17 protein-coding genes are annotated in these 15083 nt (G+C 44.2%); 1 reads left to right on the top strand and 16 read right to left on the bottom strand.

Going from position 1 to position 15083, the window contains the following annotated elements; all coding sequences use genetic code 11:
- Positions 1–153 precede the first annotated feature (153 nt).
- From PQO05_RS11810 to PQO05_RS11735, 16 genes are all read right to left on the bottom strand, one after another.
- Positions 154–906, bottom strand: a complete 753-nt coding sequence (locus tag PQO05_RS11810) for a metallophosphoesterase family protein (RefSeq protein WP_273633117.1) — start codon at positions 904–906, stop codon at positions 154–156.
- Between the two features lie 3 nt (positions 907–909).
- Entirely contained in the window at positions 910–2106 is a 1197-nt protein-coding gene (locus PQO05_RS11805; RefSeq protein ID WP_273633116.1) for an alpha-D-ribose 1-methylphosphonate 5-triphosphate diphosphatase, read from the bottom strand.
- A gap of 93 nt (positions 2107–2199) precedes the next feature.
- Positions 2200–3006, bottom strand: a complete 807-nt coding sequence (gene phnE, locus PQO05_RS11800) for a phosphonate ABC transporter, permease protein PhnE (RefSeq protein ID WP_273633115.1) — start codon at positions 3004–3006, stop codon at positions 2200–2202.
- Entirely contained in the window at positions 3003–3797 is a 795-nt protein-coding gene (phnE, locus tag PQO05_RS11795) for a phosphonate ABC transporter, permease protein PhnE (RefSeq protein WP_273633114.1), read from the bottom strand. The genes phnE (PQO05_RS11800) and phnE (PQO05_RS11795) overlap by 4 nt, the downstream gene beginning before the upstream one ends.
- Before the next feature lie 7 nt (positions 3798–3804).
- Positions 3805–4593 carry a phosphonate ABC transporter ATP-binding protein gene (locus tag PQO05_RS11790; RefSeq protein WP_273633113.1) on the bottom strand — a complete coding sequence of 263 codons (789 nt, stop codon included), beginning with the start codon at positions 4591–4593 and terminating at the stop codon, positions 3805–3807.
- Positions 4594–4615: 22 nt separating this feature from the next.
- The gene (locus tag PQO05_RS11785; protein WP_273633112.1) at positions 4616–5545 is read right to left on the bottom strand and encodes a phosphate/phosphite/phosphonate ABC transporter substrate-binding protein; all 930 of its coding nucleotides are present in this window, start codon (positions 5543–5545) and stop codon (positions 4616–4618) included.
- The gene (locus tag PQO05_RS11780) at positions 5542–6207 is read right to left on the bottom strand and encodes an LbetaH domain-containing protein (RefSeq protein ID WP_273633111.1); all 666 of its coding nucleotides are present in this window, start codon (positions 6205–6207) and stop codon (positions 5542–5544) included. Before PQO05_RS11780 ends, PQO05_RS11785 begins: the two co-directional genes overlap by 4 nt.
- 13 nt (positions 6208–6220) lie before the next feature.
- Entirely contained in the window at positions 6221–7057 is an 837-nt protein-coding gene (locus PQO05_RS11775; protein WP_273633110.1) for a DUF1868 domain-containing protein, read from the bottom strand.
- Position 7058: 1 nt separating this feature from the next.
- Entirely contained in the window at positions 7059–8252 is a 1194-nt protein-coding gene (locus PQO05_RS11770; protein WP_273633109.1) for an alpha-D-ribose 1-methylphosphonate 5-triphosphate diphosphatase, read from the bottom strand.
- 2 nt (positions 8253–8254) lie between these two features.
- The gene (locus PQO05_RS11765) at positions 8255–8971 is read right to left on the bottom strand and encodes a phosphonate C-P lyase system protein PhnL (protein ID WP_273633108.1); all 717 of its coding nucleotides are present in this window, start codon (positions 8969–8971) and stop codon (positions 8255–8257) included.
- Positions 8972–8992: 21 nt separating this feature from the next.
- Positions 8993–9841, bottom strand: a complete 849-nt coding sequence (locus tag PQO05_RS11760) for an ATP-binding cassette domain-containing protein (RefSeq protein WP_273633107.1) — start codon at positions 9839–9841, stop codon at positions 8993–8995.
- Positions 9838–10734, bottom strand: coding sequence for an alpha-D-ribose 1-methylphosphonate 5-phosphate C-P-lyase PhnJ (locus PQO05_RS11755; protein WP_273633106.1), 897 nt, complete (start codon positions 10732–10734; stop codon positions 9838–9840). The genes PQO05_RS11760 and PQO05_RS11755 overlap by 4 nt, the downstream gene beginning before the upstream one ends.
- A gap of 2 nt (positions 10735–10736) precedes the next feature.
- Positions 10737–11864 carry a carbon-phosphorus lyase complex subunit PhnI gene (locus PQO05_RS11750; protein ID WP_273633105.1) on the bottom strand — a complete coding sequence of 376 codons (1128 nt, stop codon included), beginning with the start codon at positions 11862–11864 and terminating at the stop codon, positions 10737–10739.
- Between the two features lie 12 nt (positions 11865–11876).
- Entirely contained in the window at positions 11877–12509 is a 633-nt protein-coding gene (gene phnH / locus PQO05_RS11745) for a phosphonate C-P lyase system protein PhnH (RefSeq protein ID WP_273633104.1), read from the bottom strand.
- A gap of 1 nt (position 12510) precedes the next feature.
- Positions 12511–12930, bottom strand: a complete 420-nt coding sequence (locus tag PQO05_RS11740) for a phosphonate C-P lyase system protein PhnG (RefSeq protein ID WP_273633103.1) — start codon at positions 12928–12930, stop codon at positions 12511–12513.
- Between the two features lie 315 nt (positions 12931–13245).
- Entirely contained in the window at positions 13246–13965 is a 720-nt protein-coding gene (locus PQO05_RS11735) for a response regulator transcription factor (RefSeq protein ID WP_273633102.1), read from the bottom strand.
- 313 nt (positions 13966–14278) lie between these two features.
- On the opposite strand from PQO05_RS11735, the gene PQO05_RS11730 reads away from it, so the two are divergent.
- Positions 14279–15055: an endonuclease/exonuclease/phosphatase family protein gene (locus tag PQO05_RS11730; protein ID WP_273633101.1), complete on the top strand. Its 777-nt coding sequence runs from the start codon at positions 14279–14281 to the stop codon at positions 15053–15055.
- The last annotated feature ends 28 nt before the right edge of the window (positions 15056–15083 follow it).

The raw sequence follows: 15083 nt of genomic DNA, 5'->3' as shown, positions 1-15083 counted from the left end.
CTTTTTTTGGGAACAGTGCGTTAGTTGCGCCGCCCAACTATGAGAAAAAACAATTTACACGGCGTAAATTGTGGAGAAAGAACAAAAGCAAAAACACTCAAAAGCAATAAAAAACTCACACTTTACTAATATTTCGCTAACAAAATATACTAATCAGGAAATAGTCAATGCTTCTACCTCCAGCACTTCCGGATCAAAAATAAGCAAGCCATTTGTGAACGAGCAACGGGCTAAACAAGGGCCATAAAGCCACTGCAGCTTATCTTCTAAATAATATTTACCAAAATTATTTCTCGAAATATTATTTACATCACAAATACTTACCCCTTCGAAGTGCATGTGACCAGAAAAGCCGATGCTGCTATTATTCTTTGCAATAAATTGCAGATGCTCATGATAGTCTTCAGCCATTTTGGGGAAACAGGTTTTCATACCCGTCATATCAGGATAAGCGAAGTGCGAGAAGAAAATATTTTTATCGCCGAATGTGCGGGTAGTATACTCAGGCAACGACTCCAGCCAGGCCGTATCTGCTTTGGTTATCAAGGCCGGCAGTTGTACATCCTCATACAAAAACACCTTATCGCCGCCTGATTGTTTACGCTCAAAAAAATCGAGATCGTACCAGTTATCCGGAAACTCAAACCCGCCCGGGTGATACTCGGGGTTCTTCCTCACCTGGAACAGATCATTATTGCCAATTACAGTTGTGCTGCAATTAGCCCTTATCATGGCAATACACTCGTGTGCATTGCGGGTATCAAGGTAATTATAGGTGGTTACTTTAAAACCAACAATATCGCCAAGGCATATTACCTCGGTACACCCCGCCTGCTCCAACAATTGGAACGCCTTTTTTAAAGAAACAATATCCTCGTGGATATCGCCTATGATACCAATTTTCATGTACTATTTGTATAATTCCCGCAATTGCGATTCTTCAACAACCTCAGTTGCAAGCGGGTTTATTTGCGCCTCATAATCAGCGCGGTATTTTATAATGCCATCAACCAGTACTAACGAAACTGCGGCCAAGGCATTTTTACTATCAAACACCACCAGGTCGGCTTTTTTGCCAATCTCAATGCTGCCTATTTCTTTATCAAATTTTAATAAACGTGCCGGGTTTAGCGTCATCATGTTTACAGCCTTGCTCGGCTCCATGCCGCTCTCAATCATTTTAACCAAGCTGCCCAGCATAGTTGGGAAATGGTAATCGCTGCAAAAAATATCAACCAGATCTTCGTTCAAAGCATCCAGACTTGATAAATTTCCGCAATGCGAACCTCCCCTGTAATAATTTGGCGCACCAAGGCAAACCCATAGACCCAGTTCTTTGGCTTTACGGGCTGCTTCCATCGTGGTTGGCATTTCAGACAGTGTTGCGCCGAATGCCTTGCCCTCTATCACATGTTCAACCGTGGTATCATCATGGCTACCCAAAATGCATTTGTTTTTGAACGCTTCCTCAATAGCACCGCGGTTGTTAACAGCGCTCAACTTTTCTGCCTGTTCAGCCAGCATTTTCGCTGCTTCTTCGGCAGTAATTTTAAGGCCTTTCGACCACGTTTCTATATGCTGCTCAATCGTAAATTGGCGCTGACCGGGGATTTGATCATTATAGATCACCATGTAAAGGCTTTCCAGCTTAGTCATGGCATCCAGGTATTTGAATATCGTATCGGTATTTGGGTCGATGCGTGCATGCAGGTAATGCCTTACCAGCATCGAGTTACGGGCTGCATCTATCTGTTGCGCCAGCTCCATCGCTTCGTCGAAACTGCGGTTCTTGGCTTGGTTATCTGAGAAACTAATGGCGCTAAACACCGTTGTTATACCGCAACTTGCCGCGCGTGCATCTAAATAATGCATAGCAAAAGGCAACGGAAATGCCGCACTTGGGCGTGGGTAAAGTTCGCGTTCCAGGTAATCGGTATGAATGTCGATACAACCGGGAATCAACCATTTGCCTTTAACATCTATTCCTGAAACATAAGTTTTTCCCTTCTCAATCGCAGTAATAATTCCGTCCTGAATTTCTACCGAACCCATGAAATTATCAGTTGCGGTAACAATATGGGCATTGGTTAGCAGGTGCGTAGTCATTGGGGTATAGGCATTATTTGATTCAGTAAAACTATCCTTCAATTGTTAGCCATGCATTAGGGCTTAATAAGAATAGCTTTAGTATTTGGTTGCTTATCGTAACTTTTCTTTACCCAAAATCATTGTGCGGAAATAGTCCGAAGCCTTTTCTATCAACACTATCATAATGATAATGAGGCATATTAAAGCAAAGGCATCCTGGTAATGCAATACCTGCATAGCCATATACAATTCATACCCTATCCCACCTCCGCCAAAAATGCCCAGGCTTATCGCTACGCGGATGTTAACATCAAAAGCATACAAACAATTGGCAATAAACGAAGGGATAATTTGCGGCAGTATGGCGTAACGTATCACCTGCAAACGCGATGCACCTACCGAGTAAATGGCATCGGCTGCGCTATGGTCGGTGTTCTCAATAATATCGGTAAACAGCCTGCCGAACATACCAACGGTAATCACAATCAGCGCCAGCATCCCGCTAAAGGCACCGAGGCCAACAGCGATGATAAAAATTAAGATACACACCAATGGGGGCACAATACGCAGCAACGATAAAAACCCGCCAACAATTAACCTGATGAATTTCAAAGGCATGGTATTGGCCGCCGTTAAAAAAGCCAGTATAAAGGCTATTAAGCACCCATAAAAAGTAGCCAGGAAAGCCATTGATGCGGTTTGTGCAATAGCCTTGCCGATAGTAGGCTGCCAAAGCAGGCTAAAATTTGGCGGCAGCATTTCGCCCAATAACCTTTGTATGGGCGTAAAATCGGCAAATATTAAAAACGGGTTATATTTGAGGTAGATACAAACAGCAACGGTAACAAACAGGCTCGCTGTAAAATAACCAACCTTTTGCTTGTACTTTGCCGATGGTAAAGTTAATTGCGCGTTCATTTTAAGGCTCCTTTCAGCTTAATTTTATTTCTGATGAATTGAGATAATTGCTCGGCTCCAACCACCATCACAAGGATTATCAGCACCGCCGTTAGTCCACGATGAAATTGGAGCAGCCCGAATGAGGTATCCAGTTCATAGCCAATCCCCCCTGCCCCTACGGCTCCAAGAATTATGGATAACCTGATGTTTATTTCGAACCGAAACAGCACCAGGGAAACCAAATTGGGTACAATTTGCGGGATTACGCCAAACCAGATCACCTGCAATTTATTGGCACCTACGGCTTCTAAAGATTCTATCATGGTATGGTCAATCTCTTCAATCACATCACCAAGCAGTTTCCCCAGCATACCGATACAACCTAACGACAAGGCTACTATCCCCGAGAATACGCCCAGACCATAACCGGCAATGAGTATCAGCAGGATAATGATCTCTGGTAATGAACGCTCTAACCCAATCAAAAACCGGGTTATGTTACGAACTATAGGATTTGTAAGATTAGATGCCGCGGCTATAGCAAAAACCACAGCCAGCAACGTACCCAAAACAGTAGCAATAAAAGCAATGGCGATTGATTGCAAGGCGGGTTCCAGCATTTCGGGAAACGCGCTCCAATCTGGCGGGAACATAATTTTAACAAAGGAGATGCCTTGCAGCAACCCTTTGCCCAGTTTATCGAACCCTGCACCACATACCCAGGCCGTTAATTTAATAAGCGCGAGCAAGCCAACCGTAGGTAATACTAACTTGTAATACCTTTTCGGACTAAAATCGTTAATAGTCATTGTAGGTTTAGTTGGTGGCTAATATAGGTTGCTCGTGCTGCTCCATCTGGTGCAGCTCTTCGCCGTAAATCTCAACCAGCTGGTCGTTGGTTAACTTGGGGTCGCCGTCGTAAATAATTTTACCGTCTTTAATGGCAATTACGCGGGTGCAATATTTGGCCGTCATTTCGGGTTGATGAAAAACGCCTACCACCGGGATATTTTCTGAAAGCGGGCGGATCAGCTTCATAATTACCTTGGCATTGCTTGGATCGAGGTTCGAGATCGGCTCATCGGCCAGCAATAAAGCCGGTGATTGAAATATAGCCCGTGCAATAGCCACACGCTGCATTTCGCCGCCGCTTAAACCCGAGGTTGTTGTGCCAGACAGGTGATCCATTTTTACCTGTTCCAAAGCTTTAACAGCTTCTTCGGCTTCCTTATCTGTAAAGCCATAAAACAGGCTGCGGAAGGTACTGATCTGCCCCAGTCGACCTATCATTACATTCTCCAGTACAGATGCGCGTTTTACCAGATGATAGCCCTGAAATATAACACCTATCTTTTGACGAACTTTTCGTAATTCACGTTTTTTGATCTGGCAGATATCCGAAGAAAATCCTTGATCATCCGTCAATACCACCGAACCCGAATCTGGCTTAAGCAGACCGTTTAAACAACGCATGGTGAGCGATTTACCCGCACCGCTTGGGCCCAGGATGCCTACAAATTCACCTTTTTTCACTTTAAAACTGATACCATCCAGCACTTTACGCCCGTTAGGTAGCACTTTGGTTAAATTACTTACCTCCAACATCTTGTTTTAAATTAAGGGTTTACTATTGTTTGATGAGCGCCAGGTTTTTAATACCCGCGGCTATTTTACGCAGACCGTTATATAAAGAATCGCTAACCGGCATGTAAGAATGCTTGCCCGGATCGGCAACAAATACTTTAATGAAAGACAGGAATGCCTTAGGATCTTTTTGAGCCATGTTTAAATAAGCATCCTGTATTTTTTTGGCAAATGCCGGGTTCAGGTCGTTACGCACCACAATTGGCGAGGCCACTATCGGGTCAGATTGCCACAGTACAACCAGATCGTCTTTTTTTACCATATTCATCCGCACCAATACATCAACACCGTATTCACTGGTGGTACAGCCCAGATCAACCTTGCCCGATTTTACAGTGAGTACTGTTGCCGGGTGGCTGCCTGCAAACATGGTTTCTTTAAACGAATTTTTCTCCGGATCGAGGCCAATAGTAGTCAGGTAAGCCGCTGGTATCAGGTGGCCAGATGTAGAAGCAGGATCAGCAAAACACAGACTAAGCGATTTTGCACGGCGCTTAACATCGTCCATATTTTTGAGACCGGTATTTTTATTGGTGATAATGATGCTGTGGTACATGGTAGGCTTGCCATCGGCACCTATAGCCACTATCGGGGTAATACTGTGTTTTTGTGAGGCTAAAATGTACGAGAAAGGACTCAGATAAGCCATGTGTACTTTTTTAGCATTGATGGCTTCGATAACTGCTGTATAGTCGTTAGTAAACTGAAACTCTACAGGTATGCCCAATTGTTTCTCAAGATACAATCTGGTAGGCTCGAGCTTGGTTTTAAACAGACCTGGGATACCGCCGTTATAACAGGCAATAACCAGGGTTTTCGGCACACCATTGCTATCTAAAGCAGTTTTATCTCCACAACCGGTTAATGCAAAGCCAAGGGCCAGGCATAAACATATTATCAAAAAGTTTTTCATATTGATTTTTCGCTGCTGAATTTGTTCAGGAAAGTCGGTACATCGAACAGGTCTTTGAAGTTGGCTTCGAGGGTTTCGCGGTCCCAATTCCACCATTCGCTATCGAGAAGTTTAGCGATCGTTTCATCGTCGAAACGTTTTTTAATTACTTTGGCAGGTACACCAACAGCAATTTCGTAAGGGCCAACATCTTTGGTAACTACGGCACCACTACCAATTATAGCGCCTGTGCCTATGTTTACGCCCGGCATAATGGTGGCAGCATGGCCAATCCAAACATCATGGCCGATGGTGCATTTATCTGCCCTGCGCCAGTCGAAAAATTCGGTATCATCAACGGTATCCAAACCATAATCAATACGGCGGTAGGTCATGTGGTGCTGGGTAACGCGCCATTGCGGGTGGTTACTTGGGTTAATGCGCACGTTAATGGCTATTGAGCAGTATTTGCCAATTTCGGCATACATAATATGTACGTTGCCTGCAGTGTAGCTATAATCGCCAAACGAGCTTTCAACCATTACGGTGCTTTCGGCAAGGGCAGCATAATCGCCAACCGTACTGTCTTTTATTTTACAGGTTGGGTGGATATTAGGCTCCTTAGTCAGCACGTGAGCAGGCTTTGGTTCTGCTACGGGCGGATAGTTATCAAAGTATTTCATAGGTAGGTGTTTATTAGATGGTAAATTGATATACCGGGTAGTTATCGGCATTACAAAACTCGGCCAGATGATCGTAACGGCGCAAACCTGTATTAGAGATCAGGAAGTAATTCTTTTTATTTTTAGACCGTACATCCTCATTAATCTCATTAATAATAGTGGCCAGGTATTCTTTCTGATTTTTATTGAGCTTTTGTTCGATGTAAGCCAGCGTAATATGCCCGATAATAGGACGGGTCATTTTTACATCAAGGCCCGCCAGTTTTGTATCATCATACAATCCTGCTCTAAAACGCAGGATGCGGTTATAATCGGCCTCGTTATCAAACGTAAAAAGCATGCCAATAGCAGTACCAAAAACGCTTAATCCGGCAGCACGCATTTTAATGGGGTTTTGCAAACGGCTCACAGCTATTTTATCGAAAGCACTTTTCACCATATCAGGATACTCAGGTTCGATACCGGCATTAAGGATATTTGCCTTAAACCGGCCATCAGATAAAGTATTAGCTACGGTTTGGTGGAAGCTCTCGGGCGGCAGCATATAGAAACCATTAACTGGCTGCAGGTTTTCATTTAATGAAGCCTGAATCTCTGTTAAATACTTCGATAGTTCTTCATTGCCTGGGTTGGCATTTAGCATGGAAACTACGGCGTAACCCATATACTCATTGGGTACCCAGTTACGTCCATCAAAACTAAAGTTACCCGCAGGTTTGGCTTTAGTGGCACTTTCCATAATCCTTTCGGCCGAAACTTCGAAGTTTTGCCTTTGGTTGTAAGCATGGAAGGCCAGTTCGCGTACCCTCACTTCATTGCTTACCATTTTAGCTTCGTTTGCGTACATCATATTAAAATGCAGTTTGAAACTTTTCTTCGGGTGCCTTAAGCGCAGCTTGCGATACCACATTACCCCGCACAATGGTATGCGTAACCATCGGGATATTATCAACCATTCGCACAATCAGCAAATCGGCATCTTTGCCTTCTTCAATGCTACCTGTTTGGTTGCCAATACCTGCGGCTTTGGCTGGGTGCAGCGATGCCAGTTTTACAGCATCAGGCAAGGTTAAACCTTCCTGCTGGTGCAATTTAAATATAGAGTGCAGGATAGCAGGTGGATAATAATCTGAACACAAAGTATCAACCACACCTTTGGTAACGGCTTCAGTCATGCTGGCATTGCCGGTTAGCGAGCCACCGCGTAATATGTTTGATGCGCCGCCAACTACGTGCATACCCAGATTAATAGCGTGTTCTGCAGTCTCTAAATTGATCGGGAACTCGCAGATGTTTACACCCATGCCATGCATCAGGTTTACTTTTTCAACCGTATCATCATCGTGCGAAGCCACAGCAATACCTTTTTTAACCGCATGTTGAATTAAGGCTTCCAGCTTTTCGCCGCTTATTTTTGGGCGTGATATGCGTTCTTCATATTCTTCTAAAGCCTGCTCTTCTGTTTTACCCTGTTTCAGCATTTGAGCCATAAATACAGGTTTAGGGTATTGGCCCTGGCCGGGAGTATGGTCCATTACAGAAAGCATGGATACGTAACCTTTATCAATCAGCTCAATAACGGCATCATAAGAATATACCCCTGATAACTCATAACGCAGGTGGATCTTATTATTCAACAATGTTTGGCCGATTGATGATCTGTGCACCGTATCAAAAACCTCGCTGCGGGTATATTTACTGCGAGAATGCAGTTCGGCAACCTCATAGCCCATGTGCAGGGAATGATAAACAGTAGTAAAACCACAGCCGCTCATTTTACGCTCCAACTCGCGAAAGGCAATAGCCACCGGGATATCGGCACCCGGGCGGGGAATGATCTCGGCATCAAGCGCATCGGTATGGATATCAATAATGCCGGGCATCAGCATAGCACCCTGGGCATCAATCAGATCGCAGTCGTTATCCGACAGGATATTTGCCCTGTCGATACTTGCAATTACGCCGTCTTCTACCAGTAAAGAGGCTTTCTCAATCACCTCATTGGGTGTTATTATCGTTGCGTTATAAATGATAAATGAGTTCATTTTTATTGGTTTGTAGCCAGTTCTTCAGATATTATTTCACCAAATTTTAAGTCGATGCGGCGGTCGCATAGGCGTTCAAGCGTGTACTCGTCATGCGAGATCACCAGTACAGATGTACCTTCGGCTTTCAGTTGCAGGATCATATCAACCACCACATCTTTGGTTTTAGCATCAAGCGATGCAGTAGGTTCGTCGATGAGTAAAAAACGCGGTTTAGCTATGATAGCGCGGGCCACGTTAATACGCTGCTGCTCGCCACCGCTAAATGTTACCGGGAAAGCATCCCATAACTCGTAAGGCAGGCCCAGTTGCTCCAGCATTATTTTTGCCTGACTGCGGGCATGGTCTTTATCTTTTTCTACCCGGAAAAGGTTTTCGCAAACCACATCAACAGCAGATACGCGCGGTATCACGCTTAGAAACTGAGAGCAGTATGTGATCTCGTTTTTACGCAGATCGATAATGCGGTGATCGTCGGCTTTTACCAGGTCAATCGCTCCTTCTCGCGATAGGTAAATGATCTCACCGCTCGAAGCCAGGTAGGTGCGATAGATGCATTTCATCAAACTCGATTTACCCGAACCCGATTTACCGGTTAACCCGATAATCTCACCTTCCTGCATGGTGAAATTGATATTTTTAAGGGCTTCGATCCGCTTATTGTTTAAAATATGCAGGTTAAAATCCTTACTTAAATTAGTAACTTCCAGTATGTTCATATACGTGGTAATTGTTAAGGTTTAAAGCAATGAGCTGACAAGCAGCTGTGAATATTCGTGCTGTGGATCTTGTAAAATCTGGTCGGTTAAACCACTTTCTACAATGCGTCCGTTCTTCATCACGATGGTACGATCAGTTAGCATACGGATCACCGACAGATCATGCGATACCACGATCATGGCGATACCCAGATCCTGCTGCAACTCGCGGATCAGATCCAGCACCTTAGCCTGTACCGATACATCCAGACCGGTAGTAACTTCATCCAAAAACAATAATGGCGGGTTATTGGCAATAGCCTTTGAAATCTGCACACGTTGTTGCATACCACCACTAAAATTAGCCGGGCGATCATCCATACGCAGTACCGGCACTTCGGTTTTAGTCAACAGATCAGATGCGCGTTCGCGGATTTCGCCAACGTGGTAATTGCCTGCCATAATCAGCTTTTCGGCAATATTACCGCCCGATGTAAAGTTGAAGTTCAGGCCATCACGTGGGTTCTGGTAAACCATACCCATCAGGTTATTGCGGATAAAGCGTTTCTTCTGGTTCGATTCGCTCAACATTTCTATATTGCCATCGGCATAAGGTTTTAACCAGGCAGCACCGCCGGTTTTCTCCATATCGAAGTAAAGCAGCTTAACCACCGTACTTTTGCCCGAGCCGCTCTCGCCTACTATACCCAGCACTTCACCGGGGTAAAGATCGAAGCTGATATCGGCACAAGCCACAATACTATCCGTTTCGGGGCAAATGTTAGAGTTAAATTCGGGGCCGGTTAGGGCTATGGTATTTTCATTGGGTTCACCGTAAATTTTGGTGAGGTTGGTTACGCGCAGCAACCAGTTATCGGCATTACGGCTCATGATTCCAGTTGGTTGATGTATTTGTTTTCGTGTTGTTTAGGCGACGCTTTGCCTTCGAGCTTATCGAGGAAGTTACTATCGTTGATGATGAAATGCTTCGACCCATCATCAAAATACAACTCATCTAAAAAGGCTTTTTTATAACCTGTTTTATAGCATTCAGTACCGGCAAAGTTTTCGGTATGGAATTTTATATCTTCAAATTCCAGCGGTTCAACAGTGGTGTACGGCGGCACAGCGTACAGCCTTTTCTCGCGGCCAGCGCCAAACAAGTGCAAGGCTTTAGATTGGTTCAGGTTCGGCACATCCCATTTAGGTATAGGCGATGGCGCCATAATGTAACGCTTGTTCACTTTTACCGGGTAGCCGGCACCCAGCATAATATCACCATCGCGCACAAATGATTCGTATAGTGATACCCACATTTTAGCGTAGTCTGCCTCGCCGTGCATTTGGCGGGTGCGGTTTTCGTAACGCTCTACACTACGCAAAGGTTCGGGTTGCGGTACCTGGTATACGAAGATCTGGTCTTCGGTCAGTTCCTCTTCGGTGATGCGGTGGCGGGTTTGTATCAGGGTGGCTTCTGCCGTATCGTAAGTGGTTTGTACGTTGGTCATCTGATGCACAAACTCGCGCAGGTTGCAGGCGTTAACGCTGGCATCGCTGCCCTGGTCGATAATTTTAAATATATCCTTACGACCAATAACAGCCAGGGTTACGTGTAAGCCCCCTGTACCCCATCCCCTTGCAATCGGCATCTCTGGCGATGAATACGGAACCTGGTAACCGGGGATAGCCACAGCCTTTAACAGCTTGCGCCTGATCTCTTTTTTAGTGGCCTCATCAATAAAGGCAAAGTTGTACTTGTTGGCGTACTTTATATTTTCAACCATTGTTATACGGTTTGTAATTGAGGTGATTGAACTTGTTCGGTAGGCTTCTCTGCACTGCGCTCAATAGCGGCACGGGTATTTTTTAAACCCGACTGGAACGTTACATAGTGCGGCAACTTGAGGTGGTTTACAAAACCCATTGATTCGATGCCTTCGGTATGGTACAGTACAAATTCCTGGTCGTTGGCCGGTGAGTTAACATCAGGCGTGCGCATAGCAGTGTCCAGTATGCCCATACAAATAACCTTGGTATCGTTTTGGCCGAAGCATAAACCGTAACCAATAGTATAGTATGGCGGCACTTTCTTTTTAACCCTTTTGCCTGTCGAAATGGTTTCAGCCTCGGTAACTTCAATTTTGCCGATATAGCGCGAACGGCCAGTGGCATCTTTTACTTTTACCTGCACGGTGCCATACCTCAGCTCACCCACGGTTGGGTGCACGCTGCCGAAGCCGCGCATGCTGGCATACCCCAGAGCCATTAGGCCTCCGGTTTCAGCACGAGCCAGCATTTGTAACCTTGCCGAACGTGGTGCAGGAAATTTGATCGCCTCGCGGGTAATATCTTTCAGGATACGGTCTTCTGATGGGTCGATAGGTTTTAACAACCCTTCGTTCTTCAACAGGTCGATCACTTTGGCGAAGGTGGTGATCTCGGCCAGGTTATCAGTTTTAATGCCTTTGGTAAATTCGGTGAGGAATTTCTGGATCGCTTCCTGATCTTCAAAAGCTTTTGTTGTATCCAAAATGCGTTGGGTGTAATCGCGGGTTGGGCCGAGAATTTGACCACCCGGAATTTCGCGGAACGATGCTGAGATTTTGCGTTTCACAAACATCTCGCGGGTATTTATCGTCTCCGAATAATATTTGCGCTGTAAGGTGGCGCGGAAAGCTCTTAGTATAAACGCGGCTTCAAAAACTTCGCCTTCGGCTTGTTTAAGGGCAATGGCAGCATACTCGGGAGCGTAAACCCCACCCTCGCCCATCACCTTATCAACCGCCATACGCATTTGCGATCTTATCTGTTTAATATCAAGCGGCGTGGTAGCATCCTTCAGCCTGTAAAACTCAACCAGTTGCTGTGAGTTGTGTATGGCATCGGTACCGCCTTTTACTGCAACGTATCCCATGGTATAATTTGGTTAATTGTAATTAGGTTGATTAATGTTCTCTGCCAGCTCATAAGTAAAATCATTACTTCGGGGGATGCAGATCATGTTGTTTTCCTTATCGGTCAGTATCAGATCGATACCTAATGGGAACTCGAAGTTTTGCTCTTTAACTGCATCCAGAATGGCGTGGTTTAAACCGGTAACGTATACCGTTTCCACCGTTTTAATGCCGGGACCTTTCAAGTTAAGCTGTAATGAATCGGCTGTTTCATCAGCACTGATATTCAATACATCCAGTACAATGGTTGCGCTATCTTCCGGGTAAGGCAGTGTTCCGGTTTTAAGGTCGGCTATAAAATCACTGCTTTGGCTGCCTTTTACAAAAACGAAATCTGCCTTTTGCAGCATCTCAATTTTGGCGGCTGTGTGCAGGGCAATAAATGCTTCGATAGTGTAACTCAACTCGCCAATAGCACAAAAACTGGCATCGGTATTTAATAAAGAGAAGCCTATCAATGCACTTGCCTTATTGATACCCTCAGCTGGCTGAATATTCAGGTTAGGGATCACATTGATCTTACCCGGCCTTGCCATGCTGTCCAGTATCAAACGGAAATGCTCCTGGGCATCAAATATTTCGTCGTAAAGTATTTCGCTTTGCATATTAGTCTTGTTCCATTAGTTTAAAGTCAACCTTGGTACGTTGGATCAGGTCGTTCTCTACCTTCGCATTATGTTCGATAATGTCAGATTGCTTAGACAGGAAATCTATAACAGGCTGCATATCCACATCCTTTAATTGTGTATAAGCATCCATAAAAGCAATACAATAAGCACGTACCGGCTCATCGCCCAGGCAAATGCCAATGCCGCGGGTACCGTTAACCAAAAGCTCACATTCGGTGGTTAGGGCTTCGCCGAGGTAAAAAGGTTGAAATTCTACAGAGTCTTCTGCCTGTACCATGGTCATGCAGATGGCCGGCTCTTTTACCAGCTTCACTTCCACGGTTTCCTCGAGGGATACTACAAAGTCTTCGAGTGGCTGTAACTCGCACTCACACAGTATATAATCCTGATCTTGCATAGGGTTCGATTATTTATTTCAAAAGTACCCGGCAATTATTTGCACTTAATTAGTGCAGAAATATTGTTTTGTTAGCAGACGATTAGCGTGGCTTTGTTAGCGAATGATGAGGAGGATAGAAAAAGGAAATTAAAAGCACATATCGAATTGTGATCGTCCTAAATTTCTACCCCTTATGAAAGTTTTTGCAAGTTTCACAGACAGTAGTGTTCCCCTAATTTAGGGGAATGCACGGACAGTGCTACCACTTCTAACCTTAACAAAGGGTAGAAAGAAGACATTCTCTGAGACATGTATCTATATTAAGGAGAAGTTCTACGCCATCAAAAACTTATTACTATTAAAGCGATACCCTATTGAGCGTACCGTTTCTATCGCATCCTTATAAACGCCTAACTTTTTACGCAAACCCACGATTTGTACATCCGTTGAGCGCTCTGTAGCAAAATATTGCGGACCGTTTATCTTCTCAATGATCTGATTGCGGGAAAAAACCTTGCCCGGGTATTTGGCAATCAATTCCAACAGTTTAAACTCGCCCATCGTCAGGTCGAGCACTTCACCGTTCAAAAACACCTTATAACTAATAAGATCTATTTTAAGGGAACCGAACTCGAGAAATTCCCTGCCATCATTTTTAGCTGGGATCAATTGTTCGGCAGCTTTACGGCGAAGGATCTTTTTAACCCTCGTGAGCATTTCCTTTATGCGCAGAGGCTTAATAAGGTAATCATCGGCACCAACTTCGAGGGCTGTTACGGCATCAATCTCGTCGTTTTTGCCGGTAAGCATCACTAAAGGGATGTCCTGCGTAGCAGCACTTAATTTGAGGTTTTTGCAGAGTTCGAGGCCATCCATTTCGGGCAGCATCCAATCGGTAACCACCAGGTCGGTGTTTTCATTGGTGATGTATTTGAGTGCATCCACTGCTGTGAAGAAGAACTTTACCTCATAACCCTCTTTAATAAAGTTGTATTTAAGCAGTTCGAGCACATCGTAATGATCATCGATAATAACGAGTCTATTTTTTTTCATAGCAAATTGGCACCAGCCGTAGGGCCTGGTAATTAGCATATACTTTTTTTATAATATTACTGCTCTAAATTGAAGCGAAGTTTAGCCAAATATTAAATTCTAATAATATATATGGCATTTGTTGTTAAATAATAGTACCAATAATGCTTTAATAACCACATGCTAACAATGCACTAACATTACAGAGCTTTGTTAAGCTATCGCTTACTCTTTTTGACATATCACCACATATTTAACAAACAAATAACCGATGCCTAATTAATATTGAATGCTGGATTTCCACTTTTACTGCAAATAAGAACCACAGCATTACATGCAAATACAAATTGTTACCATAAATACCTGGAAGTGCGATGGCGACTATTACCAACGCCGGCAGGTGCTTGCCAACCAGCTTAAAACACTTACACCGCATATTATAGCCTGCCAGGAGTGCTTTTTGAGCGAAGACGAAAAAATTGATACACTCCGTTTTTTGGCCGAAGAACTAGACATGTATTACCACTTTACCCCTGCCCGCTTTAAAAACCGATTGTTAGGGAATGATGAGGTAAGCAGCCACTCTGGGTTGGGCGTGCTCTCTGCCTTCCCTATTAAAGTATTTGCTGAGTTTGATTTACCTATTAGCGATGCCGATGGCGAGCGTAAGGTACAGCAGATATTGATAGAAATAACAGAGCAAAAGAGACTGTTACTAACTAACGTACACCTCACCCATTTGCAAAACGCGGTTGAATTACGCAAAAACCAATTGACGCTGATAGCTCAAAAGACCGTAGATAAAAACGTGGAGTACAACATCATTTGCGGCGATTTTAATACCACGCCTGATTCTGAAGAAATAGCACAATTTAAGAATCAAACCAAAGCGATTGATTGTTATGAAACAGGTGATGGCAAAGCCCCGAGAATAAGCCTGATAGAAAATAACACCGAACGGAACGTGGATTATATTTTTGCCTTACCTGCTGGCAGGTTGAGAGAATATCCAACGGTTACCAAATCTGCCATTGTATTAAATACGGCTGATGAGTCGGGAGTTTACCCGAGCGATCATTTCGGTATCAGTACAACTTTAATTACTGCTTAAACAATTTTAACACAATCATATCACCAAA

Origin of the sequence: Mucilaginibacter jinjuensis (assembly GCF_028596025.1) — a bacterium.
Lineage (GTDB): Bacteria > Bacteroidota > Bacteroidia > Sphingobacteriales > Sphingobacteriaceae > Mucilaginibacter > Mucilaginibacter jinjuensis.
This window is presented reverse-complemented; position numbering and strand designations above follow the sequence as displayed.

Coding starts and splice junctions, on each gene's coding strand:
- phnE (WP_273633114.1), bottom strand. CDS start 3,797: ATGACTATTAACGATTTTAGTCCGAAAAGGTATTACAAGTTAGTATTA.
- PQO05_RS11740 (WP_273633103.1), bottom strand. CDS start 12,930: ATGCAAGATCAGGATTATATACTGTGTGAGTGCGAGTTACAGCCACTC.
- PQO05_RS11810 (WP_273633117.1), bottom strand. CDS start 906: ATGAAAATTGGTATCATAGGCGATATCCACGAGGATATTGTTTCTTTA.
- PQO05_RS11735 (WP_273633102.1), bottom strand. CDS start 13,965: ATGAAAAAAAATAGACTCGTTATTATCGATGATCATTACGATGTGCTC.
- phnE (WP_273633115.1), bottom strand. CDS start 3,006: ATGAACGCGCAATTAACTTTACCATCGGCAAAGTACAAGCAAAAGGTT.
- PQO05_RS11750 (WP_273633105.1), bottom strand. CDS start 11,864: ATGGGATACGTTGCAGTAAAAGGCGGTACCGATGCCATACACAACTCA.
- PQO05_RS11770 (WP_273633109.1), bottom strand. CDS start 8,252: ATGAACTCATTTATCATTTATAACGCAACGATAATAACACCCAATGAG.
- PQO05_RS11805 (WP_273633116.1), bottom strand. CDS start 2,106: ATGACTACGCACCTGCTAACCAATGCCCATATTGTTACCGCAACTGAT.
- PQO05_RS11760 (WP_273633107.1), bottom strand. CDS start 9,841: ATGAGCCGTAATGCCGATAACTGGTTGCTGCGCGTAACCAACCTCACC.
- PQO05_RS11790 (WP_273633113.1), bottom strand. CDS start 4,593: ATGTTGGAGGTAAGTAATTTAACCAAAGTGCTACCTAACGGGCGTAAA.
- PQO05_RS11775 (WP_273633110.1), bottom strand. CDS start 7,057: ATGATGTACGCAAACGAAGCTAAAATGGTAAGCAATGAAGTGAGGGTA.
- PQO05_RS11765 (WP_273633108.1), bottom strand. CDS start 8,971: ATGAACATACTGGAAGTTACTAATTTAAGTAAGGATTTTAACCTGCAT.
- PQO05_RS11730 (WP_273633101.1), top strand. CDS start 14,279: ATGCAAATACAAATTGTTACCATAAATACCTGGAAGTGCGATGGCGAC.
- PQO05_RS11785 (WP_273633112.1), bottom strand. CDS start 5,545: ATGAAAAACTTTTTGATAATATGTTTATGCCTGGCCCTTGGCTTTGCA.
- PQO05_RS11755 (WP_273633106.1), bottom strand. CDS start 10,734: ATGGTTGAAAATATAAAGTACGCCAACAAGTACAACTTTGCCTTTATT.
- phnH (WP_273633104.1), bottom strand. CDS start 12,509: ATGCAAAGCGAAATACTTTACGACGAAATATTTGATGCCCAGGAGCAT.
- PQO05_RS11780 (WP_273633111.1), bottom strand. CDS start 6,207: ATGAAATACTTTGATAACTATCCGCCCGTAGCAGAACCAAAGCCTGCT.